Consider the following 24,923-nt stretch of genomic DNA (forward strand, 5'->3'; position numbering starts at 1 on the left):
AAAAGCCCCGCATGCGGGGCTTTTCTTTGGCTGACGGATGCCAGGTTCAGGGCTTGGCCGAGGTGGGGAAAGGCCAGGCGGCGTGGGGGTTGAGCTTGGTTTGGGCCGCAGCAGCGGCCTTTTTGGCGGGCGCAGCCTTCTTTGCGGCAGCGGGCTTGGCCTCGACCTTTGCAGCGGCTTTGGCGGGGGCTTTTGCAGGCGCCTTGGCCGCAGGTTTTGTGGCTGCAGCGGCTTTTTTGGCCGGTGCCTTGGCGGGCTTCTCGGCAGGCTTGGCTGCGGCTTTGACGGCCGCTTTGGCGGGGGCCTTGGGGGCTGCAGCAGGGGCAGCCTTGGCTGCGGCCTTCTTGGCCACTGGTTTGGCGGCAGCAGCGGGTTTGGCTGCTGCCTTCGCAGCCGCCTTTGCCGCCGGTTTGGCCGCGGCCTTCACCGCGGGAGCAGCCTTGGCGGCAGCTTTCGGTGCAGCCGCCTTTTTGGCGGGGGTGGCGGCCTTGGCGGGGGCTTTGACGGCGGCCTTTGCGGCGGGTTTCGCGGCAGCGGCTTTGGGGGCGGCTTTTGCGGGGGCCTTGGCCGCGGGTTTTTCAGCCGGTTGGGCGGCGGCCTTCTTCACAGCAGGGGTCGCAGCTTTCTTGGCGGGTGCCACCGCCTTCTTGGCTGCGGGGGCGGCCTTGGGGGCTGCCTTGGCAGCCGCTTTCTTGGCGGGGGCAGCCGCTTTTTTCACCGGTTCACTCTTTGCAGCGGGTGCTGTCTTTTTTGCAGTTGCCATGGGGTCATCTCCAGGAGTGGGTTGCAAAGAACGCTTCCTCCCCGAGGAGCCGGACTGACGGGAAGCGATTCAGTGCACCGCAGTCTTCGACCGTGAGGCCGGATGGCGGCAGCGGGGCGCTGAATGGGGTGAACCTGCCGCCCCAACGGATGGCGGTGTCCGTTGACGGGGGGCGGAGCAGGAAAAAAGACGGCATGCGGGCAGGCGTGGGGTCAGTCCCAGGACAGGGCCCCGCCCGATTGGTACTCGATGACGCGGGTTTCGAAGAAGTTGCGTTCCTTCTTCAGGTCGATCATCTCGCTCATCCAGGGGAAGGGGTTTTCCTCGTTGGGGAACAGGGTGTCCAGCCCGATCTGGGTGGCACGCCGGTTGGCGATGTAGCGCAGGTAACCCTTGAACATGCTGGCGTTGAGGCCCAGCACGCCGCGGGGCATGGTGTCTTCGGCGTACTGGTACTCCAGCTCCACCGCCTTCATGAACAGGGCGGTGATTTCGGCCTTGAACTCGGGCGTCCACAGGTGGGGGTTTTCGAGCTTGAGCTGGTTGATCAGGTCGATGCCGAAGTTGCAGTGCATGGACTCGTCGCGCAGGATGTACTGGTACTGCTCAGCGGCACCGGTCATCTTGTTCTGGCGGCCCAGCGCCAAAATTTGCGTGAAGCCCACGTAGAAGAACAGCCCTTCCATCAGGCAGGCGAAGACGATGATGGATTTCAGCAGCGTCTGGTCGGCCTCGGGGGTGCCGGTCTTGAACTCGGGGTTCATGATCACGTCGATGAACGGGATCAGGAACTCGTCCTTGGCGCGGATGGACGGGATTTCGTTGTAGGCGTTGAAGATCTCGCCTTCGTCCAGGCCCAGGCTTTCCACGATGTACTGGTAGGCGTGGGTGTGGATGGCCTCTTCAAACGCCTGACGCAGCAGGAACTGGCGGCACTCGGGCGCGGTGATGTGCCGGTAGGTGCCCAGCACGATGTTGTTGGCGGCCAGGCTGTCGGCGGTGGTGAAGAAGCCCAGGTTGCGCTTGACGATGCGGCGCTCGTCCTCGGTGAGCCCGTTGGGGTCTTTCCAGAGGGCGATGTCGCGGTTCATGTTCACTTCCTGCGGCATCCAGTGGTTGGCGCAGGTGGCCAGGTATTTTTCCCAGGCCCACTTGTACTTGAAGGGCACCAGCTGGTTGACGTCGGTCTGGCCGTTGATGATGCGTTTGTCGGCGGCGTTGACGCGGCGGCCGGTGCTGGCCACGGCGGCTGGGGGGGCGTCAGCCCGCACGGGCTGGAGCTGGGGTGCCGAGGAGGGAGGAACGGCCGACCCACCGAAAGCAGGTTGGACAGGGGCAGTTTGCGGGGTGGGCGTGACGTCGTCGTCCCAGGTGAGCATGATGGGTTCCTTCACTTGCATTATGGAAGCGGCGGGTTGAATTGCATAGCGGCTTGCCGCCCGCCAAAGCAAGCCGTCAACGGGGTGTTGTGCCCATGCATCGGCATGGGCACACACACTCACTGGCAGGCTTCGCAGCCAGGGTCGTCGATGGCGCAGAACTTGATGTCGGTGGCCGCTTCAATGGCGGCGGGTGCCGCGGCCACGGGGGCGGCCATGACCGGCTCGGGCGTGTTGTTCACCGCGTTGAGCTGGCCGGTGCGGCCGGTGGATTTTTCGGCGTGTGTGGCGGCCATGGTGCGCAGGTAGTAGGTGGTCTTGAGACCCCGCACCCAGGCCAGCTTGTAGGTGTCGTCCAGCTTCTTGCCCGAGGCACCGGCCATGTAGATGTTGAGGCTCTGGGCCTGGTCGATCCACTTCTGGCGGCGTGCGGCGGCTTCCACCAGCCACTGGGTTTCGATTTCGAAGGCGGTGGCGTACAGGGCCTTGATGTCCTGGGGCACGCGGTCGATGGCGCGCAGCGAACCGTCGAAGTGCTTCAGGTCCATGACCATCACGTCGTCCCACAGGCCCAGGCGCTTGAGGTCACGCACCAGGTAGCTGTTGACCACGGTGAACTCGCCCGACAGGTTGGACTTGACTGACAGGTTGCCGAACGAGGGCTCGATGGACGCGTCCACCCCGATGATGTTGCTGATGGTGGCCGTGGGCGCAATGGCCACGCAGTTGCTGTTGCGCATGCCGTCCTTGGCGATCTTGGCGCGCAGGGCGTTCCAGTCCAGGGTGGCGTTGCGGTCGGTTTCCACGTAGCCACCGCGTTGCTCGGCCAGCATGTTCAGCGTGTCCAGTGGCAGGATGCCACGGTCCCACAGCGAGCCCTTGTAGCTGCTGTAGCGGCCCCGCTCGGCGGCCAGTTCGGTGGAGGCCCAGTAGGCGTGGTAACACACGGCTTCCATGGAGCGGTCGGCAAACTCCACGGCTTCTTGCGACGCATAAGGCACGCGCAGGGCGTACAGCGCGTCCTGGAAGCCCATGATGCCCAGCCCCACCGGGCGGTGGCGCAGGTTGGAGTCGCGGGCCTTCTTCACGGCGTAGTAGTTGATGTCGATCACGTTGTCCAGCATGCGCATGGCGGTGGACACGGTGCGTTGCAGCTTGGCGTGGTCGAGCTGGCCGTTGGTGATGTGCTGCACCAGGTTGACCGAGCCCAGGTTGCACACGGCGGTTTCGGCGTCGTTGGTGTTGAGCGTGATTTCGGTGCACAGGTTGGAGCTGTGCACCACCCCCACATGCTGCTGCGGGCTGCGGATGTTGCAGGGGTCCTTGAACGTGATCCAGGGGTGGCCGGTCTCGAACAGCATGGACAGCATCTTGCGCCACAGGTCGGTGGCGGCCACTTTCTTGGACGGCTTGATGTCGCCACGGGCGGCCCGTTCTTCGTAGGCCACATAGGCTTTTTCGAAGGCGGTGCCGTACAGGTCGTGCAGGTCGGGCACGTCGGAGGGGCTGAACAGCGTCCAGTCGCCTTTTTCCATCACGCGCTTCATGAACAGGTCGGGGATCCAGTTGGCCGTGTTCATGTCGTGGGTGCGGCGGCGGTCGTCACCCGTGTTCTTGCGCAGCTCCAGGAATTCTTCAATGTCCAGGTGCCAGGTTTCCAGGTAGGCGCAGACCGCGCCCTTGCGCTTGCCGCCTTGGTTCACGGCCACGGCGGTGTCGTTCACCACCTTCAGGAAGGGCACCACGCCTTGCGATTCGCCGTTGGTGCCCTTGATGTGGCTGCCCAGGGCGCGCACGCGGGTCCAGTCGTTGCCCAGGCCGCCGGCAAACTTGGACAGCAGGGCGTTTTCCTTGATGGCTTCGTAGATGCCGTCGAGGTCGTCGGCCACGGTGGTGAGGTAGCAGCTGGAGAGCTGGCTGCGTCGCGTGCCGCTGTTGAACAGCGTGGGCGTGCTGCTCATGAAGTCGAAGCTGGAGAGCACTTCGTAGAACTCGATGGCGCGGGCTTCGCGGTCGATCTCGTTCAGCGCCAGGCCCATGGCCACACGCATGAAGAAGGCTTGCGGCAGCTCGATGCGGGCCTTGCGCACGTGCAGGAAGTAGCGGTCGTACAGGGTTTGCAGGCCCAGGTAGTCAAACTGCATGTCGCGCTGGGGCTGGAGGGCGGCACCCAGGCGCTTCAGGTCGAACTGGGCCAGCTTTTCGTCCAGCAGTTCGTTGGCAATGCCCTTCTTGATGAACTGGGGGAAGTAGTCGGCATAACCCTCGGCCAGCTCGGTGTAGGTCACCTCATGGCCCAGCACTTCCTTGGCGATGGTGTGCAGCAGCAGGCGGGCGGTGGCGTAGGTGTAGTCGGGGTCTTTTTCGATCAGCGTGCGGGCGGCCAGGATGGAGGCCTTGTGCACTTCTTCCAGCGGCACGCCGTCGTACAGGTTGCGCAGGGTTTCGGCCACGATGGGCTCGGGCTTGACCTCGGTGGACAGCCCGGCGCAGGCGGCGCGGATGCGCTCGGTCAGGGCGGTCATGTCCAGGGGCACGCGTTGGCCGTTTTCCAGCACGTGCAGCTGTTCGGTGGGCTGGGCGGCGGGGGCCTGGCCGTGGGCGGCGCGCTCTTGCGCACGGCGTTCGCGGTACAGCACATAGGCACGGGCCACTTCGTGGTGGCTGCCGCGCATCAGGCCCAGTTCCACATGGTCTTGCACGTCTTCGATGTGGAAGGTGCCGCCACCGGGGCGCGAGCGCATCAGGGCCTTGACCACCGTTTGCGTCAGGGCTTCCACGGTTTCGCGCACGCTGGCCGAGGCCGCGCCCTGGGTGCCGTGCACCGCCAGGAAGGCTTTCATCAACGCCACGGCAATCTTGTTGGGCTCGAACGGCACCACCGCGCCGTTGCGGCGGATGATCTGGTAGTGGCTCAGGCTGGTGGCCGAAGAGGCGCGTTCGGTGGTGTCGAGCGTGTGCATGGGGTTGGCGGCTTGGGCGGCGGAGTCCGGGTAAGCGGTGGCTTGCATGGTTCCTCTTATGGGGCGTTTTGGGAGATGTCTTGTCTTTCGGGACGACACTATATCTAGTGTTTGGCTTCTTTTGGGACCACTACCCATGGTGTTTTGGAATATTTTTTGTAACCCAAAAACAGGCCCAAAACATGCTATGCGGCACCCCTGAAAACGCTGACTTCTCTCAAAACGGGAGCAGGGTTTTCAGGCCGCCCGGGCCTTGCGCGGGGTTGCTGAAAAAGCGATGAAAAGCCCAGAAAGGCGGTGCCGGACCGTGCCGGGCGGCCCCGTATCATCGGCAACCCCTTCCGTGCACAGGCGTTCAACATGACCGATCAGACAACAACCCCGCCGCTGGATGTGGTGGTGATGGCCGCGGGCAAAGGCACCCGCATGAAAAGCCGCACCCCCAAGGTGCTGCACCGCCTGGGCGGGCGGGCGCTGGTGGCGCATGTGATCGACACGGCGGCCAGCCTGTCGGCACGGCAGGTGGTGGTCATCACCGGGCATGGTGCTCCTGAAGTGGAAGCATTCATTGCAAACAGAAAAAGCGCTGGAGGCCAAAATAGCTTGTTGTCTTTTGCCCGCCAGGAACCGCAACTGGGCACCGGCCACGCCGTGCAGCAGGCGGTGCCGCTGCTGGCCGACGACGGCATCACGCTGGTGTTGTCGGGCGACGTGCCGCTGACCCAGGCCCCCACGCTGCAAGCCCTGTTGGACCTGTGCGCTGGCGATGCACTGGCCCTGCTCACGCTGGACATGCCCGACCCCACGGGGTATGGCCGCATCGTGCGGGCCGCGGACGGGGCGGTGCAAGCCATTGTGGAACACAAGGACGCCACCGAGGCCCAGCGCGCCATCCGCGAGATTTACAGCGGCATCATGGCCGTGCCCACCCGGCTGCTGCGCGGCTGGCTGGCCCGGCTGGACAACCAGAACGCCCAGAACGAGTACTACCTGACCGACGTGGTCAAGTTCGCCGTGGCCGACGGTTGCCCCGTGCGCGCCCACTGCATTGCCGACGCGGTGCAGGTGGCCGGTGTCAACAGCCCGCTGCAGCTGGCCGAGCTGGAACGCGCCTTCCAACGCCGCCAGGCCGAGACGCTGATGGTCCAGGGCGTGCGCCTGGCCGACCCGGCCCGTTTCGACCTGCGCGGCACGCTCAGCTGCGGGCAGGACGTGGACATTGACGTCAACTGCGTGTTCGAAGGCCAGGTCAGCCTGGGCGAGGGTGTTCGCATCGGTGCCAACTGCGTCATTGCCAACGCCGCCATTGCCGATGGCGCGGTCATCCACCCCTTCACCCACATCGACGGCGAGAAACTGGGCGTCAAGGTCGGCCCGGGCGCCCTCATCGGTCCGTTTGCCCGCCTGCGCCCGGGGGCCGACCTGGGGGCGGAGGTGCACATCGGCAACTTTGTGGAGGTGAAGAACAGCACCCTGGCCGCCGGGGCCAAGGCCAACCACCTGGCCTACCTGGGCGACGCCACCGTGGGCGAACGTGTCAACTACGGCGCGGGCAGCATCACCGCCAATTACGACGGGGCCAACAAACACCGCACCGTGATCGAGGCCGACGTGCACGTGGGCAGCAACTGCGTGCTGGTGGCTCCGGTCACCCTCGGCGCGGGCGGCACGGTGGGCGGCGGCAGCACCATCACCAAGAACACCCCACCCGGTGCGCTGAGCGTGGCCCGGGGCAAGCAGGTCAGCATTGCCAACTGGCAGCGGCCCCACAAGAACAAGGCTTGAGTGTGTTTTTGGCCTCTTGCGCTTTATTCATAAGCGCAAGGTGCTATCAAAATTGAATTTCCCTTGGGCGCCGCCTCCGTCCAGATCCATGGGGGCGTAATTCCTAGCGGTGGGCGTTGCTGACCTCTGTTAGCGTTGCGCCCTCTGGGGAGGCTTTTGAATGGGGGCGGCGAGGTTGGCCGACCTGGGTCTCCCTTTTTTGAAAGAAGGGAGATTGCATGTTTGCCAATGTCGTCAAAGGGGCCCAGCGCGGCCTGTTGTTGAGGCCCGTGTTTGGCCAGGTCATCACGCTGACCCTGCGTGACCCCGGTCCCGCCAGTCAGCCAGCGGTGCTGGAGCTGGTTCGCCAACTGGCGCAAGCCGCCGAGAGGGCGGCACAACCCGCGGGGCTGGTGGCGGCGTTTGCGCCCGAGTTGTGGGGCCAATGGCAGGGGCGTCCCATTCCCGTCAGCCGCAAGGTGCTCAACCACTCGCCCAAGCTGCGCGACACCGGGGGCGACGTGTTGCTGTTCCTGAAGACACCCGATGCGCAAACCGCCCGCCAGCTGCTGGACGCGTTCACGCCCGCGCTGGGCGCTTTGGCCAGCCACATGGAAACCGTGGAAGTGGGCAAGCGCGAAGACGGTCGCGTCATCGGCGGGCGGTATGTGGACGGCATCACCAACCCCAACGACCCGGTGAGCCTGGCCGAAGACATCCTGGTGGCGGGCGCGTACCCAGGGGCCTCGTTCGCCTTCACCCAGAAGTTTTTGTTCGATTGGCGCTCCATCGCCGCCATGTCCCCCGACAGCGAGGACGCGATGATTGGCCGCGACACCCAGGGGGCCATCCTGCCGCAGGGGCCTGCCGATGCCCACATCCACCGCGCCCACGTGCGCGACGCCAATGGCGACAACCGAAAGCTGCTTCGGCAGGCGCTGCCCTTTGGCGAGCAGGCCGGCCATGCCGCCCGCGAAGCCGGGCTGATGTTTGTGGCCTTCTGCAACGAGCAGGAGCGGTTTGAAAAAATCCTCCACCACCTGATGGGCGACATGCCCGATCGCCCGGTCGATCGCCTCATGAGCGTGGTGCAAGGCGTTGCCGGGGCGTACTGGTACGTGCCGGCCGCCGCCGAGCTGGGGGTGGCGCATGTGCACAGCGTGTCCGACACCGAAGAAGACCCCCACTGGGACGTGCGCAGCAGCAACGGCTACCTGTTCTACAACTCGCAAGACTATCTGCACCAGATGGCCGAGGGTGGCTACGCGCCGGGTGACCCGCCCAGCCCCCGGCTGCTGGCCTTGCTGGGGCGCACCTTCTCGCATTGGAACGACGGATGGCTGCGCCGCCAGCCCTTTCCCCGCCTGCCGCACCTGTCCACCCTGGTGACGCCGGACGAGGCCCCGGTGCTCAAGGGCTCAGCCTCGCTGCGCAAGGGCCTGGCCAACAAGAAGACGCTGGCCGAGTTGCTGTCGGCCCCCCACTCGCGCCTGGCGCGGGACAACCAGCTGCTGCGCATCTACCCCGAAGAACTGCTGGTGGGCATCATCCCTGACTTCACCCTGGGCCGCGGCAAGGAGGTGGTGCCCTACCTGAGCGAGGAAGAGACCATTGCCGCCTGGCTCAAGGGAGAGCTGAACGAGTGGTCGGCCATGGGCCATGTGGTGCCGCACTACCAACGCCTGCTGGACGTGGGCCTGGAGGGGCTGCTGGCGCTGTTGCAGCAGGGCATGGCCAAGCCGGGGTTGACCCCGGCCCAGCACGACTTCTACCAAGGGGCCATTTGGTCGCTGCAAGGGGTGCAAGGGTATTTGCGCAACTGGGCCGAACACGCGGAGCACGCCGTGGCCCAAGCCAGCACCCCCGACGACGCCCAGAACATGCGGGACGTGGCCGCCCGCCTGCGCCACCTCAGCACCCAGCCGCCACGCGATTTCCATGACGGCGTGCAGCTCATCTACTCCTTCCACTGCTGCCTGCACCTGCTGGGCGAGCTGACCGCCATCGGGCGGCTGGACCAGATGTTGTGGCCACTGCTGCAAAAACACCCCATGGACGAGGCCCGGGCGCAGGAGATTGTGGATTGCCTGTGGCTCAAGATGGGCGAAAACGCCTTCGTCAACCGCGCCAACATCACCGACTACGTCAACTACGGCACCACGGCGGTGTGCGGCCTGGGGGGCAACTTCCCGCAGGGCGGGGGCATCAACCAGTGGGTGCAGCAAATCACGGTGGGCGGCTACGTGGCCAACGACGACGCCACGCCCACGGGCGGCGTCAACCCCGTCACCCTGTTGTGCCTCAAGGCCGCACGCCGCATCCCTGTGAATGCACCCACCTTGTCGCTGCGGGTCTACAAGGACATGCCCCAAGAGGTGCTGGACGCCGCCGCCGAGTCGCTGCTGGCCGGGGGCGCACACCCCATCCTGTACCAGGACGACAAGCTGTGCATGGCGCTGCACCGTTCGGGCCAGGACGTGTCGCTGCGCTGGTCTCGCGACTACGCTGCCGACGGTTGTTACGAACCCATGCTGGCCGGGGCCACCGAATTTGCCTTTGCCAACGTCACCCCCATGGCCGCGCTGGAGCAAGCGCTGAACCAGGGGGCCACCTACGGTGCTGCCGGGCCCATTTACCTGCGTGGCCTGAAGCAGACCTTCCGCTCCCCACCGGCGCAGGACATCGACACCTTTGAAAAGCTGCAAGCCCAGTTCCTGCACCAACTGGAATGGCTGGTGATCCAGACCTACAACGTCATCCTCGGGGCCTACGGCAACCTGGGCGACATCTGCCCCAGCCCCTTGTTGTCCACGCTGATCGACGGCTGTGTCGAATCGGGCCGCGACCTCACCCAGGCCGGTGCCCGCTTCCACATGATTGCGCCGCTGTGTGTGGGGGTTTCCAACACCATCGACTCGCTCTACGCCATCAAAAAGCTGGTGTACGACCGCGACACCGCCATCGCCACCCTGCCGGAGTTGGTGGACTGCCTCATCAACGACTGGGGCTTCACCCCGATCGAGCCCTACCAGAACGAGCTGATGGGCTCCGCCGCCGCCGGTGAACGTGCCCGCCGTTACCAGGAATGGCGCGACATCGCCCTGCAACTGCCCAAATGGGGCAGCGGGCACCCGGACGTGGACGCGCTGGGCAACTGGGTGATGGAACAGCTCATCCGCTTGTGTGTGGACGTGGTGCGCAAACCCCACCCCGCGCTGCAGCCGGTGCTGGAGGGCATTGCCAAGACCTACGGGGCCTTTGAATTTGTGATCACCCCCGGCATTGGCACCTTTGAAGGTTATGTGGGCGACGGTGCCCCGTGTGGTGCCACGGCCGATGGCCGCCGCAACGGCATGCCCATCGCGTCCGACCTCTCGCCGGTTCCCGCCCCGCAGGACTTGCCCGCCGCCCCCGCGTTCCGCAACATCTACCAGTCTCTGGAAAGCTGGCGCAACGATGCGATTGACTACGGGCTCTCCAACGCCTCGCCCGTGGACATGAACATCCCGGAAAACTTCCCGCTCAACGACCTCAAGCGCTTTTTGCGCGTGTACGCCGATGGCGGCACCGGCTCCAACCTGGTCACCCTGACCTGTGCCGACCTGGCCACCTACCAGGCCGCCAGCCAAGACCCCGAGCGTTACGACCTGCTGCGGGTGCGCATGGGGGGCTGGACCGAGTTTTACGCCGTGATGTTCCCCATGCACCAGGAACAGCACCAGCGGCGCCAGTACTTCACCCCCTGATTTCTTCCCCTCCTTGATTCCTTTTTTCTCCAACTCGCCAGCCCACATCGCCATGGTGTGGGCTGGCCCACCCAGAGACCTCCTGATGAAAAACCGATTCTTCTTCCTGCTGCTGTGGTGCACCCTGTGCTTCAGCCGCGCGGCGCTGGCCGCCACCCCCGCGCTCAACCCCAACGACTGGAACTTTGTGCTGGTGCCCAGCTTTGAAAGCCAAAGCGGCACCGGCAACAACCTCTCGCCCACCGGGCTCAACCACGCGCTGCGGTTCGGGCAACTGCTCAACGCCCAACTGGCGGGCAAGCAGGCGCAGGTGCGGCAGGTGTACGCCTTCACGCCGTCGGGGTCGTCCAGCATGGTGCCGCTGGAAACCATCGAGCCGTATGCGCTGCTGAACAACCTGGGCGTCACCTCACAAAGCCTCAGCCCGGGCGATGCCAGCGTGTACAACTCCCCTGCCTACTTCTTGCTGCAGCTGCTGGGCAACCAGCCCCGGGGCACCTACGTCATGGCCCTGCCGCCCGACATGCTTCAGGCCATGGTCAGCGCCGTCAGCAACGGCACGCTGGCCCTCAACGGCACCCATCAGTACGTGGTGCTGTCGGGCCAAGGCGCACCGTTTGCCGTGGGCAGTTACGACGATGGCATTGCCGACGACGCCCACTTTCCCGCCGTGCCCCTGCCCAAGCGCAGCGCCTGTTCGCAACCCGCCGTCACCGTGCACGCCATGGCCCCCGGGGGCTGGCAGCCCTATACCGAGCAAAAGGTGTACCTGGTGCGCCATGTGGAAGCCCACCCCAGCGGCAACTTTGAAAACGGCAACTACGTGTGCCAAGGCCAGTGGCGTGCGCTGGGGGCCAATGGGCGGCTGAGCGACCTCATGGGCCAACGCAAGCCCGATCACATCTTCACCTCCAACCCCAACAACATCATTGGGTGCAGCGGCACGTGTTCGTACATCCGGCCTTCGCTCACGGTGGCCCCGTTTGCCATCCAACACAACCTGCCCCTCACCCTGGCCGATTTCCAGTGGAACGACGCCGTCGATCTGGCGCAGGCCCTGTTCAACCGCGCCTCACCGCATTTCAAGCACTCCGAGAGCGGCAGCACCATCCTCGTGGGGTGGGAACACGCCCACATTGAAAAAGCCGTGAAATACCTGCTGACCAGCATGTACCAGAACGCCGCTGCCGCAGCGCAGGTGCCCGCCTGGGGTTTTGAGGATTACGACAGCGTGTGGGAGCTGTCCACCGACAAACACGGCCACCTGACCTTCCGCAACACCTGCGAAGCCATTCCCACCGCAGCCCTGCCCAGCACCTGCCCGGCTTTTTTCCAGTGACCTGTGAGGCCTGAAACGCATGGCTCCCTCGAAGTCGGTGCCCCCTCGCGCCCCCGGCATGTGTGGCTGGCGCAGGGTGGGGGTTGACGGGAGCGGTGTTTCAGCGATCGGGGGTGTCCAGCCCCCATTCCTCCACCGCCAACCCGGGTACCCGGTGGAATTCCCGGGCGTTGTTGGTGATGAGCACGCTGTCTTCCGCCATGGCGTGGGCGGCAATCATCATGTCCATGCCCCCGATGGGCTTGCCTTGGCGTTCCAGGGCCGCGCGCAATGCGGCGTAGTGGTGCGAGGCGTCGGAGGACCAGTCTCGCACCTCAAAACCCGCCAGCCAGGCCTCCACCGCGGCGTGAAATCGGGGCTGCCCCAGCTTGGCTGCGCCATAGCGCAACTCTGCAGCCACCACCGCAGACAACCAAAGCTGATGGCGGTTCAGCCGAGAAAACCGTTCCACCATGCCTGCCGGGCGTTGGCGCAGGATGTAGCTGCAAATGTTGGTGTCCAGGGTGCGGTTCATGGGGGCGCTCAAGACCAGTCGCGTTCTTGGGCAGGGGGGTCGGAGCGCTCGGCCAGGAAGTCGGGGGGCAAGGGTTCGGTGTCGGCATAAAACGTTTGCAGCCACTGGCCCATGTCGGCGGCGGGTTCGGTCTGGGGTTGTATCCACAGGGCATTGCCAATTTGCTCAATGCGGACCTCTTGGGTGGGCATGCGCAACTTGGCGGGCAGGCGCAGCGCCTGGCTGCGGCCACTCATGAAGATGCGGGCAGTGGTGGTCATGGTGTTCTCCTGTGATATGCCGTTGCCATACTACATCACGAGCCCCGCGGTGTGGTGGACAATGCGGCCCCTTTCGACCACACCCCCCACCTGTTTTGACCTCCACCGCGCCCGTTGCCGCCCCTGTGCTGGGCATTGATTTCGGCACCTCCAACTCCGCCGCCGCCTACATGGACGCCAACGGCCAACTCCAGGAAGTGCCGCTGGGCCAGGGCCGGGCTGAAATGCCCACCGCCCTGTTTTTCGACGCCGAAACCCACGCCGTGCTGTACGGCCACGAGGCCATGCAGGCCTACCTGTCGGGGGCCGAGGGGCGCTTGCTGCGCGCCCTCAAAAGCCTGCTGGGCAGCCCGTTGATGGACGAAGTCACCTCGGTCAACGGCGAGGCCATGCGCTTTTTCGACATCGTGGTGCTGTTCTTCAAGGAGCTGAAGCGCCGCAGCGAAGCGCATGTGGGCCAGCCCATCACCCGCGCCGTGCTGGGCCGCCCCGTGCACTTTGTGGACGAAGACCCCGCCCGCGACGCCCAGGCGCAGGACGCCCTGGGCCGAGCCGCGCGGCAGGCGGGGTTCACCGACTTCAGCTTTCAGCTGGAGCCCATTGCCGCCGCACTGGACCACGAGCAGCGCCTGAGCGGCGAAACCACGGTGCTGGTGGTGGACATTGGCGGCGGCACGTCCGACTTCACCGTGATCCGCCTGCACCCCGCACGCAGCCGCCAGGCCGACCGGGTGGGCGACATCCTCGCCACCACGGGTGTGCACATTGGCGGCACCAACTTCGACCGGCTGCTGGACCTGGACCGCGTCATGCCCCTCATGGGCTACCGCCACACCGACGCCGCGGGCCGCCCCGTGCCCAGCAGTGTGTTTTTTGACCTGAGCACCTGGCACCTCATCCACCAGGCGTACAGCCGCAAATCCATGCTGTTTGCCCAAAGCCTGGGCACACACTACGCCAACCGCCACCTGCACGCCCGGCTGATGGACGCGCTGCACGGCCAGCACGGCCACCGCTTGCTGGCGGGGGTGGAGGCGGCCAAGATCGCCTGCTCGCAATCCGGCCAACCCGCCCAGGTGCTGCTGGACTGCCTCTTGCCCGATCCGCCCGCACCGTCCGCTCCTGCTGCACCGGGCGCGGCCCCCCAGCCCTTGTCGGCCTGGATGGATGCCGACGCCCTGGCCCAAGCCCTGCAACCCGCCCTGGCCCAGGTGGTGGCCTGCGCCCAGCTGTGTGTGCAGCGCTCAGGTCTGGACGCGGTGGACGAGGTGTACCTGACCGGTGGCTCCTCCGCCCTGCGCCCCCTGGTGGACGCGCTCCAACAGGCCATGCCCCAAGCCAAGCTGGTGCCCGGCAACCGCTTCGGCGGCGTGGCCGCCGGACTGGCGGTGACGGGCTGGAATTTGTAAGGAAAATGTGCCTCTAGCGCTTTTTATGAAAGCGCAAGCAGCTATCAAAACGATAGTAATTGGCGCATGCGCGGTGGCCAGCCTGCACCGGGGCTTTTCTCCCCGTGGTGAATCAGCAGCCCCTCAGCGGGGTGGGGCGGGTGGGCTGTGGGGCGGGTGCCTTCGCCGGGGGCGAGGCGCACAGACCGGGGGGCGGGGTGCGCGCCAGCGCACCTTCCACCTCTGACTTGTCGCGGTTGTTTGAGCGGAGTTTTGCCCAAGGGCAAAACGCAGTGAGTTCCGCGACGCCGCCCCACGGTCGAGCACCGCAGCGAAGTCCGCAAAGCGGACCCCCGGCGAGGCGCCCACCCCACAGCCCACCCGCCCCACCCCGCCGCGAGGACTCACCCCAACACCACCCGCGTGTCGAACTTCGCCCGCTTCACGCTGAAAAACGCCTTCACATTGCGCACATTGACGTCGGTGTTGAACAGCCGCTGCGCCAGCGCGTGGTAGCCCGGCATGTCGGCCACGGCCAGCACCAGCACAAAGTCGGGCCCTGGGCTCACGCGGTAACACTGCTGCACCGCGTCGTCGGCCACGGCGCGGGCCTCAAAGGCGTCCAGTGCGGCGGCGTCCTGCCGGTCCAGCGACACCTCGGCCAGCGCCGTCAGGCCATGGCCCCGCAAGGCCCCCAACCGGTCGGCGTTCAGCACCGCCACCTGCCGCTCGATCAGCCCGGCCTCGTGCAGCCGCCGCACCCGGCGCAGCGCGGTGGGGGGCGACACCTGCACCGCCGCGGCCAAGTCCTGGTTGCTCAGGGTGGCGTTGGTTTGCAGCTGCGACAGCAGGGCAATGTCGATGGCATCCAAGAGAAATTCATTCATGTGAAAGTAACTTTGTTTTTCTATAAATTTCATCATGCCATGATTGTGAAATTTTCAGAAAAAACAAAACCATGAAACAAAATCCATGGATTGTGGTGCTCGCCTAACATGCCAACCCTGTAGCGGCCCAAGGACGGTCGTTGTTCGACCCGGTTGTGGCCGTGTGCCGATGGGTTCATCCGTTTTCAGGAGGTGTGGGTATGTGTGGCATCGTGGGCGCTGTGTCGCGCCTAAACATGGTTCCGGTTCTGGTTCAGGGCTTGCAGCGCCTGGAGTACCGCGGTTACGACTCCTGCGGCCTGGCCATTCACCAGGGCGGGCAGGGCGGTTTGACGCGTGCCCGCAGCACCGCCCGGGTGGCGGAGTTGCTGGCGCAGGTGCAGGCCGAGTCCATTGCCAGCGGCACCGGCATTGCCCACACCCGCTGGGCCACACACGGGGCCCCGGCGGTGCACAACGCCCACCCGCATTTCAGCCTGGGCGCACGGCCCGGGGCCGAGGGCGCTGAAGCCCCCGCCCGGGTGGCGCTGGTGCACAACGGCATCATCGAAAACCACGAGGAACTGCGCGCCGAGTTGCAAGCCAAGGGTTACGTGTTTGCCAGCCAGACCGACACCGAGGTCATTGCCCACCTGGTGGATGCCCTGTACGACGGCGACCTGTTCGCCGCCGTGCTGGCCGCCACCCAGCGCCTGCACGGGGCCTATGCCATTGCGGTGCTGCACAAGGACGAGCCGCACCGCGTGGTGGCCGCACGCTCGGGGTCACCTCTCATCGTGGGTGTGGGGCAGGGCGAAGGCGAACATGCGGGCGAGCATTTCCTGGCCAGCGACGCCATGGCCCTGGCGGGGGTGACCGACCAGATCATCTACCTGGAAGAGGGCGACCTGGCCGACCTGCAACTGGGCAAGCTGTGGATCACCGACGCCAGCGGCCGCCCGGTGCAGCGCCCCGTGCGCACTGTGCACGCCCACAGCGGCGCGGCGGAGCTGGGGCCTTACCGCCACTACATGCAAAAGGAAATTTTCGAGCAGCCCCGCGCCGTGGCCGACACGCTGGAAGGCGTGGAAGGCATCACGCCCGAGCTGTTTGAGGCCGTCAACCTGCCCCCGCCGGGGCAGGGCGCCCACGCCACCTTCCAGGCGGTGGACAGCGTGCTCATCCTGGCCTGCGGCACCAGCTACTACAGCGGCTGCGTGGCCAAGTATTGGTTGGAAGATCTGGCGGGCCTGCCCTGCCAGGTGGAGGTGGCCAGCGAATACCGCTACCGCACCAGCGTGCCCAACCCGCGCCAGCTGGTGGTGGTCATCAGCCAAAGCGGCGAGACCGCCGACACCCTGGCCGCGCTGCGCCACGCGCAAGCCCAAGGCCACACGCACACGCTGACCATCTGCAACGTGTCCACCAGCGCCATGGTGCGCGAGTGCAAGCTGGCCTACATCACCCGCGCCGGGGTGGAAATTGGCGTGGCCAGCACCAAGGCCTTCACCACCCAGCTGGCCGGGCTGTTCCTGCTGACGCTGGCGCTGGCCCAGGCCAAGGGCCGCCTCAGCCCAGCGCAGGAGGCGCAGCACCTCAAGGCCATGCGGCACCTGCCGGTGGCCTTGCAGGCGGTGCTGGCGCTGGAGCCGCAAATCATGGGCTGGGCCGAGCAGTTCGTGGCCAAGGAAAACGCCCTGTTCCTGGGGCGGGGCATGCACTACCCCATTGCGCTGGAGGGGGCGCTGAAGCTCAAGGAAATCAGCTACATCCATGCCGAGGCCTACCCCGCGGGCGAATTGAAACACGGCCCGCTGGCGCTGGTGACCAGTGCCATGCCGGTGGTGACGGTGGCCCCCAACGATGCGCTGCTGGAAAAGCTGAAAAGCAACCTGCAAGAGGTGCGCGCGCGCGGCGGTGTGCTGTACGTGCTGGCCGATGCCGACACCCGCATCGAGAGTGGTGAGGGCCTGCACGTCATCCGCATGCCCGAGCACTATGGGCACCTGAGCCCCATCCTGCACGTGGTGCCGCTGCAATTGCTGGCCTACCACACCGCCTGTGCGCGGGGCACCGACGTGGACAAACCCCGCAACCTGGCCAAGAGCGTCACGGTGGAGTGAGGGAGGCAGGGGTTCGCGTGGTTATTTTGGGTAATTAAAGTCGTAAACACCCAAATAAAGTCGTAAACAAGCCTCCAGTATTCATGCGGGTCTGCAGGGTGGTCATTTGTAACGGCAAAGTCGTAAACTCGAATCCCACAGGTAGAGAAGACCTGGATATGCGGAGCTAACCACAGATCCATTTGGATTTGCTGCTATAAAAAATAGAGCGATAATTTTGAGCGCTCTATTTTGCGAGAGCTTCTTGAGGTTCGAGCAGGCCCCACATGCCGCAATGACTGCAAGAGGCTGGTTGCTGCCGTTAGAAATCTACCGGCGAGTGACTGTCGCGCGCAAATGCAGTCGCTCCCGATTACGCAAATCTGGGGCAGCCTAGTCTTAGCAGTGCATCCGCCAGGAGTTGGCAAAGCAAGATGAACCGCCCCGGGATTTGAGGAGGCTCTTTTCTCTGAGAGGATGGAGCCATGAGCAAGAAGTCGAACCAGTTTTCACCCGAGGTACGCGAACGCGCAGTTCGCATGGTGCAGGAGCACCGAGCCGACTACCCGTCGCTGTGGGCAGCCATTGAATCGATTGCACCCAAGATTGGCTGCGTGCCGCAGACCTTGAACGAGTGGGTCAAGAAGGCCGAGGTCGACAGCGGCCAGCGTGTCGGCACCACCAGTTCGGATGCCCAGCGCATCAAGGAACTGGAGCGAGAGGTCAAGGAGCTGCGCCGGGCCAACGACATCCTGAAGACGGCCAGCGCGTTTTTCGCACAGGCGGAGCTCGACCGCCGATTGAAGTCTTGAAGAACTACATTGACCGCCACCGTGATGCCTACGGGGTCGAGCCCATCTGCGGGGTGTTGCAGATGGCCCCGTCGTGTTACTGGCGCCACGCAGCCCGGCAACGCAACCCGCAACTGCGCAGTCAACGCGCTCATCGTGACGAGGGTTTGAAGGCCGACATCCAGCGCGTGTGGCACGCCAACTGGCAGGTCTACGGAGCCGACAAGGTCTGGCTCCAAATGAACCGTGAGGGCATACGGGTGGCACGTTGCACCGTTGAGCGGCTCATGCGCACCATGGGATTGCAAGGGGCGCGCCGTGGCAAGACAGTGCGCACCACCACTGCGGACACATCGGCACCATGCCCGCTGGACCACGTCAACCGGCAGTTCAAGGCCAGTCGCCCCAACGAGCTGTGGGTTTCGGACTTCACCTATGTTTCGACTTGGCAGGGTTGGCTGTACGTGGCCTTCGTGATGGACGTGTACGCCCGGCGTATCGTGGGCTGGCGGGTCAGCCGCAGCATGCAGACGGACTTTGTGCTGGATGCGCTGGAGCAGGCCTTGTATGACCGCCAGCCTGCGGCCCATGCCTTGACGCACCATTCCGACAGGGGCAGTCAGTACGTTTCCATACGCTACACCGAGCGCCTGGACCAGGCGGGCATACGGCCCTCGGTGGGCAGCAGGGGTGACAGCTATGACAACGCACTGGCCGAGACCATCAACGGGCTGTACAAGGCCGAGATGATTCACCGCCGGGGACCCTGGAAGACCAGGGAATCCGTGGAACTGGCCACCCTGCAGTGGGTGCACTGGTTCAACCACACCCGACTGCTCACGCCGATTGGGGGCATCCCCCGGCAGAGGCTGAGGCAAACTACTGGGGGCAACTCGCCGTCACCGACACCTCGCCAGAGGTGTCAACTTAAACCAACCGGCCTCCTTGAAAGCCGGGGCGGTTCACTGTCGCGCTGTGTGCGTGTGTTGCTGCTGCACGTTCATGAGTTGCCTGCGCTCATCCGTGACTGGGTGGCCATGATGGGCCGTTCGCTCGTGCGCCATTTGCCGGGCGGAAGTCAACCTCGACAGAACACCCGCCACAAGCCTCATCCCTCACAGGCTTACAAGCGGGCGGCTTAAGTTCGGTGGATTGGGTGCCAAGCACCCGGCCTTCGATCCCTGGTCAAAAATCAGTTGGCACAGGTGGTCAATTTTGAATTGGTGCCGACAAGCAGGGTGACGTGCCTCAGCCAAGAACGCCGGGCTTTGGTTGTGTTGGGCAAACCGAGTCAGAACAGACTGGAAGGAAACACAGCTTCGAGGCAGAATTCATGCCGACCTCTTGAGAATATTAAATAAAATCAACAGCTTGTGTATTTTAACAGCATAAGTTCGGTGGATTGGATTGCTTCTCGGCCTCCCCCATTTGAGGGATGGCGCAAACGACTGAAACACGGCACATTGGTACCCCTTCACTTTTTGTTCATACGCAATCGGCTTATGCCGAATTCACTCAAAGAAAAACCATGCATTTCACCCGTAGGGAACACGATGTTCTGCACCTGCTGTCACAAGGGCTGAACAACAAAACCATGGCGTCCATTCTGGGCATCAGTCCCCACACCGTGCGCGACCACATTTCATCCATGTTGCAGCGCACAGGCTGTGTCACACGCACGCAGTTGGCCATGCAGCACGGACAGCCAGCAGCCAGCGCAGAGGCGCATCACCCCCCCCCCTACACATGCAGGGCTACAGGTGTAGAGCTACATCTGTAGGATTGCCCACGCAAGCCGCCAACGCCAAACTGGCGGCATGAAATTGTTCAGGGAAAAGGTTCGCCAAGCCCACTCGGCGCAACGGCCCGTGTCTTTTACGGCACTGGTTGCTGCCGCCATGGGTATGGCGCTGACACAGCTGGCCTTTGGTACTTTGAGCAACGCGCGAATTGAACAATTTGCTTGCAATCAGCACGCTGCTCAGCGTGTTGGCGACCGGAGACATCAGCCACAGCCACAACTTTTCGATGGTTGCACAGACATACATCGCCAGCTCACGCCGTATCGGCGTGGAATCGAAAAGCAGACTATTGGACTGGCCTTCATGACAATGCTAAGTAATCCCAAAGCCTCCGTCCAGTACGCCGTGATCTTCGCGGCACTCCTGCCGCAAGAAATTTCGGCCAGTCTTTTGGCCGGAGTGGTGTCACTGATCTTTCTGCTCGAACTTGACCGGTACGTTATGGTGGTTTAGTGCTGACGTCGCACTCCCCTAGACGCGCCTATCTGACTCAAAAAACCACCAATGACCGCATCGAGTATTCGTCATGACTCTACTGAATCTTCGGCTGCTGGTTGCCGTTTTTAAGTTGCCCGAAGTAAGTCAAGTGACAAACATATCACAAACCCGAGCTGCTTGTCATGTGAGAGATCGAAAGCCGGGGCACTTGCCAACGATCACATATTAAATTGAAATGTGACCATTCATTCCTCATAAGATCATTTCATTACTTGCAAGAAATATATTGCAACCAAAAAAATCCATGAATATTTTAATGGCATTTATCGCCGCTCTGGCTTATGGTGTGAGTGATTTTATTGGTGGCTATGCCGCACGTAAATACCCTGCGCTTGATATCATTATCATTTCGTATCCAATCTCGGCTGTACTTGTTCTTTTGGTGTGCCCAATTTTTGGCGGACAGTTGGATGCAACATCGATGACATGGGGCATGTCTTCGGGGGTGGCTATGGCAGTTGCTATATGGTGGTTTTATGCAGCCTTAGCACGTGGACCTATGAGCATCGTATCGCCAATCACCTCAGTATTGACTGCTGCATTGCCAGTGCTTGTTGGTCTTGGATTAGGTGAGCCCCTATCAAGTCTGGCTTTGGCAGGAGTCATACTCGCCATTGGCGCAATTGCTTTAGTCAGCTGGCAGCCAACCGATCAGAGTAGTACCTTGGCTATGCCTGCATCTCTGCTTCCCTTTACGAGACAAGTACTGCTGCTGACCGTGGGCGCCGGTACAGCCTTCGCGTTGAGCTTTATGTTTGCCCATCAGGTCCCCGCAGGTGCAGGACTATGGCCCATTCTCATGGCCCGCGTTTCAGCTACTGTGCTTGTTTTTCTAGCTGGTCGAACCCGCTTGAAAACATTGCGTAAAACACCGATATCACTGATTCGCTATTCCCTTCTGATCGGCATACTGGACGCCATAGCTAACTCGGCAATGTACTTTGCACTCCAGGGAGCCCAACTGTCCACAACCAGCGTACTCATATCCCTATATCCAGTCTTTACAGTGCTGCTGGCAGTTTTTGTGATCAAAGAAGCCATTGGTAGACTGCAATATATCGGCATGGGCTTCGCATTTTTGGCAATATGGAGCATCTCTAGTGCATTCACTTAAATCGCCGGGCTTTCCACGTGCGGATGACAAATTTTGGTTTCAACGTCGCCCACTTACTACAAGTGAAGCCAATCAAATAATCAAAGAAATAGCGGCAGAGCCAAACATTACAGGATATAGCTGCGCTGAGTGGACTGGGGGAAAAGATGTCTTCTTGCTGTATGACTGGAGTTCTAACTGCATCGCAGCTGCAATTCTCGTTCACCACCTATTTGGCTTATGGAGCGAGATTGCTGTGGTTTTCGTCAGTCCAGCCTATCGGGGGCAGCAGTTGGGACGGCGGCTATTGCAATTAGCCATGGACACTTTACGGTTTTCGGGACGTCGGTATGTGATTTTTTACAGCACCAGTAGCATGGAGGGAATGCTACGGTCAATCGGCTTCACCCTGTATCGCGAACTGGACGACTTTGCCAAACAGCGAACAGACTGGGGAATCTACTTCCGGCTGCTCTATAAGCCCCAGTGGCTTCTCAATGTCTATCGGATCAGAGAACTCCAACGCAAACAGCGAATTTATGAAAAGAGTTTTTGCTTCAGCGTTGGCGTTTTAATTACGCAGCCGTAATTTTGCAACTCAATCAACAATGAACATGAAAAATCTCGACATTCCTACAAATCCCCTTTGGGGTGCTCGGTTTAGCGCAGGCGCTTCCAGTCTCTTGGAGGAAATAAATTCATCGATTCACTTTGATCATCAGCTTGCTAATCAAGACATTGATGGCTCGATAGCGCATGCGAAAATGCTTTATCGAGTAGGCGTACTTAATAAGGAAGAGCTTACTCAAATAGAAACAGGACTGGAAAAGATTGCTTTGTCGATTGCAGCTGGTAGATTTTCGTTTAGTGCACAACTTGAGGATGTGCACATGAACATCGAGAACGCGTTATATAAGGATATTGGTTTACCGGCACGCAAGCTCCACACAGCTAGGTCGCGGAATGACCAAGTAGCTCTCGATATGAAACTATGGGCAAGGCAAATAATTGATGCTTTGGACGTTGAGTTACATAAACTCATATCGACTATTGCAAAATTGGCGGGCTCTCATCATGCGACTGCGATGCCTGGGTTTACACACATGCAAGCAGCTCAGCCTGTGACATTGGGTCACCATTTGCTTGCCTATGGCGAAATGTTCATGCGTGACAGAGGGCGCCTAGCTGATGCACGGAATAGGCTTAATGAGAGCCCACTGGGAGCTGCTGCATTGGCGGGTACATCGCATCCAATTGACAGAGAAATGACTGCGTCATTGCTAGGATTTTCTGGTCCTGCGAAAAACTCGATTGATGCAGTTTCTGATCGAGATTTTCTTCTTGAGTTTTTAGCTGTGGCATCTATACTTGCAATTCATATGTCGAGGTTAGGAGAAGAAGTTGTCATCTGGTGTAGCAGTCAGTTTGCCTATGCAAGCCTATCCGATGACCTTTCAGCTGGCTCATCGATCATGCCGCAAAAGAAGAATCCGGATGCGGCCGAACTGATCCGAGCGAAGAGTGGTCGGGTCGTTGGAAGCTTGGTTACGCTTCTTACAGTGATGAAGGGCTTGCCCTTGGCATATAGCAGGGATATGCAAGAAGACAAGGAAGCTAGTTTTGACGCAGCTAACACAGTTAATCTGTGTGTTCGCGTCAGCACCGCCATTCTTAGCGGTTTGCACTTCAATCCCCATCGAATGCGTGAAGATGCTTTGGTTGGCAACACCTTGGCTACTGACCTAGCTGACTGGTTAGTCGCTCATGAAAATGTTCCATTTCGCGAAGCGCATCATGTCGTTGGCCGGGTCATTAAATTTATTGAAGCCCAAGGAATGGAGCTTAAGACTGCGCCGATTGATCTGCTAAGAGAGTTGGAGCCCCTCCTCGCAAATTTGCCCATGGATTTTCTTACACTGGACCGCTCTCTGGCATCCCGGCAATCGCTTGGTGGAACTGCTCCCACACTAGTCTTTGCTGCCGCCAACGAACTCCAAATTCGCAATGATTCTTTTGGACAATCTATCAATGAAGGTGTATAAGATGAATGATAAGAAACGAGTTGTACTTGCGTATTCAGGCGGCGTAGATACAACAGCATGCATCCCTTATTTGCGGCATGAAATGGGCTGCGATTACATCGTGGCAATGGTTGCTGACTTGGGTCAGGGAGACGAGCTTGGACCCATCTGTGAAAAGGCAAAGCTTGCCGGTGCAGATGTGGCTATTGCCGTCGACGTCAAGGATCACTTTGTTCGTGACTACGGTTTCACTGCCTTGCGTGCCAACGCTCTTTATGATAAACGATACCCATTGAGTTCTGCACTTGGCCGACCTTTGATTGGCGACTTATTGGTCAAGTATGCTCATGAGTACAAATGTGGCTCAGTTGCACACGGGTGTACAGGAAAAGGCAATGACCAGGTGCGCCTTGATCTAACTGTTGCACTAGGCGATCCGAATTTGAACATCCTCGCCCCTGCGCGGGAATGGGGTTTTACACGCTCAGAGACAATTGCCTATTCAGAACGTTTCGGTATTCCGCCGCATGTCACAAAAGAGCGTCCCTGGGCTATTGATCTGAACATTCTCGGGCGAAATGTTGAAGCAGGGCTGATTGAGGACCTCAACTGGGAGCCTACTGAGGAGGTTTGGTCCCTTACTCGGTCGGTTCAAGACGCTCCAGAAAAACCAGCATATGTATCACTCCGATTTGAGCAAGGCTACCCGGTGGCTATTGATGGTAAGGTGTTGAGCCCCCTTAAGCTTGTTGCTACCTTGAACCACCTGGCTGGTACGCACGGTATCGGTCGCATTGACATGATCGAGAATCGTGTTGTCGGTGTAAAAACTCGTGAGTTATACGAGGCACCTGCAATGCAGGTTTTGATTCAAGCCCATCAAGATTTGGAGTCGTTGACGCTTCCTGCAGATCTGTTACAGCAAAAGCATGCCTTAGAAGACTCCTATGCCCGCCTAATTTATCAAGGCCTGTGGTTTACGCCGCTTAAGCAATCCATTGATGCCTTCATTTCATATGGGCAACAGTTCGTGAATGGTTCAATCACTCTACGGCTTTTTAAGGGCTGTGCCACCATTGTTAAACGTACGGTTGATCAGTCGCTGTATCGGCTGAGCCTTGTTACCTATGATCGTGGATGTGACTTTAATCAGTCCAGCTCCACAGGATTCATCGATATTTTCGGCTTACCTCACAGAATTTGGTCAGAGATTCATGCGCGCCCGAACCTTGAAAAGACTCCCGAACACGTATAATAATTCGGCCCTGAATTATTCAAAAGTGCACGCCGACAGGACGCGGAATAAGGCCAGGGAGTGGGTGGACAAGCAAAGCGCCCAGCGTTCCTGGCTAGTTCGCTGACACCCCACCATCTCGCATACCCGCAAAGTAAGCATGGGCAAAGAGGCCAGCCCCATCCTGGGGTTTATGCGAAGCAACCATTGGATGTTGTGACCCGCGGCGCACAGCACAGCATGCAGCCGGTCACCGGTTTCACCCTTGACGTGATAGCAGTCCATGCGGTGATCGGCCTTGAGGTGACCAATGATTGGCTCGATGGCTGAACAGCGCAAGATTCGCTTGAAGGCGTTGCGCATTGCTTACTGCAGCTTGTTTTTGGGATGTACCAAAGAA

Annotated in this window: 17 protein-coding genes, 2 pseudogenes and 1 other annotated feature; of the genes and pseudogenes, 12 read left to right on the forward strand and 7 right to left on the reverse strand. The window is 61.4% G+C overall.

The window, feature by feature from the left end; translation table 11 throughout:
* Nucleotides 1-46 precede the first annotated feature (46 nt).
* From ACYVB7_RS04690 to ACYVB7_RS04700, 3 genes are all read right to left on the reverse strand, one after another.
* Complete coding sequence (locus ACYVB7_RS04690; protein ID WP_460505428.1) at nucleotides 47-763, reverse strand: histone H1; 717 nt, start codon at nucleotides 761-763, stop codon at nucleotides 47-49.
* Between the two features lie 212 nt (nucleotides 764-975).
* Nucleotides 976-2,142 carry a ribonucleotide-diphosphate reductase subunit beta gene (locus ACYVB7_RS04695; RefSeq protein WP_460505429.1) on the reverse strand — a complete coding sequence of 389 codons (1,167 nt, stop codon included), beginning with the start codon at nucleotides 2,140-2,142 and terminating at the stop codon, nucleotides 976-978.
* A gap of 119 nt (nucleotides 2,143-2,261) precedes the next feature.
* Nucleotides 2,262-5,105, reverse strand: a complete 2,844-nt coding sequence (locus ACYVB7_RS04700; protein WP_460505704.1) for a ribonucleoside-diphosphate reductase subunit alpha — start codon at nucleotides 5,103-5,105, stop codon at nucleotides 2,262-2,264.
* A gap of 360 nt (nucleotides 5,106-5,465) precedes the next feature.
* Here ACYVB7_RS04700 and glmU point away from each other — a divergent pair, with 360 nt between their 5' ends.
* The 3 genes from glmU (at nucleotide 5,466) to ACYVB7_RS04715 (ending at nucleotide 11,954) form a co-directional block, all read left to right on the forward strand.
* Complete coding sequence (gene glmU, locus ACYVB7_RS04705; RefSeq protein ID WP_460505430.1) at nucleotides 5,466-6,890, forward strand: bifunctional UDP-N-acetylglucosamine diphosphorylase/glucosamine-1-phosphate N-acetyltransferase GlmU; 1,425 nt, start codon at nucleotides 5,466-5,468, stop codon at nucleotides 6,888-6,890.
* Between the two features lie 218 nt (nucleotides 6,891-7,108).
* On the forward strand, nucleotides 7,109-10,615 hold the full coding sequence (locus tag ACYVB7_RS04710; protein WP_460505431.1) for a Dyp-type peroxidase: 3,507 nt from the start codon (nucleotides 7,109-7,111) through the stop codon (nucleotides 10,613-10,615).
* Nucleotides 10,616-10,700: 85 nt separating this feature from the next.
* Nucleotides 10,701-11,954 carry a hypothetical protein gene (locus tag ACYVB7_RS04715; protein WP_460505432.1) on the forward strand — a complete coding sequence of 418 codons (1,254 nt, stop codon included), beginning with the start codon at nucleotides 10,701-10,703 and terminating at the stop codon, nucleotides 11,952-11,954.
* A gap of 100 nt (nucleotides 11,955-12,054) precedes the next feature.
* On the opposite strand, the gene ACYVB7_RS04720 is transcribed toward ACYVB7_RS04715, so the two are convergent.
* Complete coding sequence (locus tag ACYVB7_RS04720; protein WP_460505434.1) at nucleotides 12,055-12,468, reverse strand: type II toxin-antitoxin system VapC family toxin; 414 nt, start codon at nucleotides 12,466-12,468, stop codon at nucleotides 12,055-12,057.
* Nucleotides 12,469-12,476: 8 nt separating this feature from the next.
* A complete protein-coding gene (locus ACYVB7_RS04725; protein WP_460505435.1) occupies nucleotides 12,477-12,728 on the reverse strand; it encodes an antitoxin in 252 nt (83 codons plus the stop codon).
* 95 nt (nucleotides 12,729-12,823) lie between these two features.
* Here ACYVB7_RS04725 and ACYVB7_RS04730 point away from each other — a divergent pair, with 95 nt between their 5' ends.
* Nucleotides 12,824-14,137: an Hsp70 family protein gene (locus ACYVB7_RS04730; RefSeq protein WP_460505437.1), complete on the forward strand. Its 1,314-nt coding sequence runs from the start codon at nucleotides 12,824-12,826 to the stop codon at nucleotides 14,135-14,137.
* A gap of 383 nt (nucleotides 14,138-14,520) precedes the next feature.
* Here ACYVB7_RS04730 and ACYVB7_RS04735 read toward each other — a convergent pair whose 3' ends face one another.
* Complete coding sequence (locus ACYVB7_RS04735; protein ID WP_460505438.1) at nucleotides 14,521-15,003, reverse strand: Lrp/AsnC family transcriptional regulator; 483 nt, start codon at nucleotides 15,001-15,003, stop codon at nucleotides 14,521-14,523.
* Nucleotides 15,004-15,203: 200 nt separating this feature from the next.
* Here ACYVB7_RS04735 and glmS point away from each other — a divergent pair, with 200 nt between their 5' ends.
* From glmS to ACYVB7_RS04775, 8 genes and pseudogenes are all read left to right on the forward strand, one after another.
* Nucleotides 15,204-17,105 carry a glutamine--fructose-6-phosphate aminotransferase gene (glmS, locus tag ACYVB7_RS04740; protein WP_460505439.1) on the forward strand — a complete coding sequence of 634 codons (1,902 nt, stop codon included), beginning with the start codon at nucleotides 15,204-15,206 and terminating at the stop codon, nucleotides 17,103-17,105.
* A gap of 464 nt (nucleotides 17,106-17,569) precedes the next feature.
* Nucleotides 17,570-18,806 (forward strand): annotated as a pseudogene (locus tag ACYVB7_RS04745) (IS3 family transposase).
* Nucleotides 17,851-17,967 (forward strand) — a sequence feature (AL1L pseudoknot). Its footprint overlaps the pseudogene before it by 117 nt.
* A 597-nt stretch (nucleotides 18,807-19,403) precedes the next feature.
* Nucleotides 19,404-19,655: a response regulator transcription factor gene (locus tag ACYVB7_RS04750; RefSeq protein WP_460505440.1), complete on the forward strand. Its 252-nt coding sequence runs from the start codon at nucleotides 19,404-19,406 to the stop codon at nucleotides 19,653-19,655.
* Between the two features lie 37 nt (nucleotides 19,656-19,692).
* A complete protein-coding gene (locus tag ACYVB7_RS04755; RefSeq protein WP_460505441.1) occupies nucleotides 19,693-20,130 on the forward strand; it encodes a hypothetical protein in 438 nt (145 codons plus the stop codon).
* Nucleotides 20,131-20,419: 289 nt separating this feature from the next.
* On the forward strand, nucleotides 20,420-21,289 hold the full coding sequence (locus ACYVB7_RS04760; protein WP_460505442.1) for a DMT family transporter: 870 nt from the start codon (nucleotides 20,420-20,422) through the stop codon (nucleotides 21,287-21,289).
* The gene (locus ACYVB7_RS04765) at nucleotides 21,276-21,857 is read left to right on the forward strand and encodes a GNAT family N-acetyltransferase (protein WP_460505444.1); all 582 of its coding nucleotides are present in this window, start codon (nucleotides 21,276-21,278) and stop codon (nucleotides 21,855-21,857) included. The genes ACYVB7_RS04760 and ACYVB7_RS04765 overlap by 14 nt, the downstream gene beginning before the upstream one ends.
* 25 nt (nucleotides 21,858-21,882) lie before the next feature.
* Nucleotides 21,883-23,310: an argininosuccinate lyase gene (gene argH / locus ACYVB7_RS04770; protein ID WP_460505445.1), complete on the forward strand. Its 1,428-nt coding sequence runs from the start codon at nucleotides 21,883-21,885 to the stop codon at nucleotides 23,308-23,310.
* A complete protein-coding gene (locus tag ACYVB7_RS04775) occupies nucleotides 23,273-24,544 on the forward strand; it encodes an argininosuccinate synthase (protein WP_460505446.1) in 1,272 nt (423 codons plus the stop codon). Before argH ends, ACYVB7_RS04775 begins: the two co-directional genes overlap by 38 nt.
* A 15-nt stretch (nucleotides 24,545-24,559) precedes the next feature.
* On the opposite strand, the pseudogene ACYVB7_RS04780 reads toward ACYVB7_RS04775, so the two are convergent.
* Nucleotides 24,560-24,859: pseudogene (locus ACYVB7_RS04780) on the reverse strand (hypothetical protein); the annotation flags it as partial.
* Nucleotides 24,860-24,923 lie beyond the last annotated feature (64 nt).

This window comes from Hydrogenophaga soli (assembly GCF_054777695.1).

What these genes read in the sequence shown, in the direction of transcription:
- ACYVB7_RS04690 (WP_460505428.1), bottom strand. Translation starts at nt 763, where the DNA reads ATGGCAACTGCAAAAAAGACAGCACCCGCTGCAAAGAGTGAACCGGTG.
- ACYVB7_RS04695 (WP_460505429.1), bottom strand. Translation starts at nt 2,142, where the DNA reads ATGCTCACCTGGGACGACGACGTCACGCCCACCCCGCAAACTGCCCCT.
- ACYVB7_RS04700 (WP_460505704.1), bottom strand. Translation starts at nt 5,105, where the DNA reads ATGCACACGCTCGACACCACCGAACGCGCCTCTTCGGCCACCAGCCTG.
- glmU (WP_460505430.1), top strand. Translation starts at nt 5,466, where the DNA reads ATGACCGATCAGACAACAACCCCGCCGCTGGATGTGGTGGTGATGGCC.
- ACYVB7_RS04710 (WP_460505431.1), top strand. Translation starts at nt 7,109, where the DNA reads ATGTTTGCCAATGTCGTCAAAGGGGCCCAGCGCGGCCTGTTGTTGAGG.
- ACYVB7_RS04715 (WP_460505432.1), top strand. Translation starts at nt 10,701, where the DNA reads ATGAAAAACCGATTCTTCTTCCTGCTGCTGTGGTGCACCCTGTGCTTC.
- ACYVB7_RS04720 (WP_460505434.1), bottom strand. Translation starts at nt 12,468, where the DNA reads ATGAACCGCACCCTGGACACCAACATTTGCAGCTACATCCTGCGCCAA.
- ACYVB7_RS04725 (WP_460505435.1), bottom strand. Translation starts at nt 12,728, where the DNA reads ATGACCACCACTGCCCGCATCTTCATGAGTGGCCGCAGCCAGGCGCTG.
- ACYVB7_RS04735 (WP_460505438.1), bottom strand. Translation starts at nt 15,003, where the DNA reads ATGAATGAATTTCTCTTGGATGCCATCGACATTGCCCTGCTGTCGCAG.
- glmS (WP_460505439.1), top strand. Translation starts at nt 15,204, where the DNA reads ATGTGTGGCATCGTGGGCGCTGTGTCGCGCCTAAACATGGTTCCGGTT.
- ACYVB7_RS04750 (WP_460505440.1), top strand. Translation starts at nt 19,404, where the DNA reads ATGCATTTCACCCGTAGGGAACACGATGTTCTGCACCTGCTGTCACAA.
- ACYVB7_RS04755 (WP_460505441.1), top strand. Translation starts at nt 19,693, where the DNA reads ATGAAATTGTTCAGGGAAAAGGTTCGCCAAGCCCACTCGGCGCAACGG.
- ACYVB7_RS04760 (WP_460505442.1), top strand. Translation starts at nt 20,420, where the DNA reads ATGAATATTTTAATGGCATTTATCGCCGCTCTGGCTTATGGTGTGAGT.
- argH (WP_460505445.1), top strand. Translation starts at nt 21,883, where the DNA reads ATGAAAAATCTCGACATTCCTACAAATCCCCTTTGGGGTGCTCGGTTT.
- ACYVB7_RS04775 (WP_460505446.1), top strand. Translation starts at nt 23,273, where the DNA reads ATGATTCTTTTGGACAATCTATCAATGAAGGTGTATAAGATGAATGAT.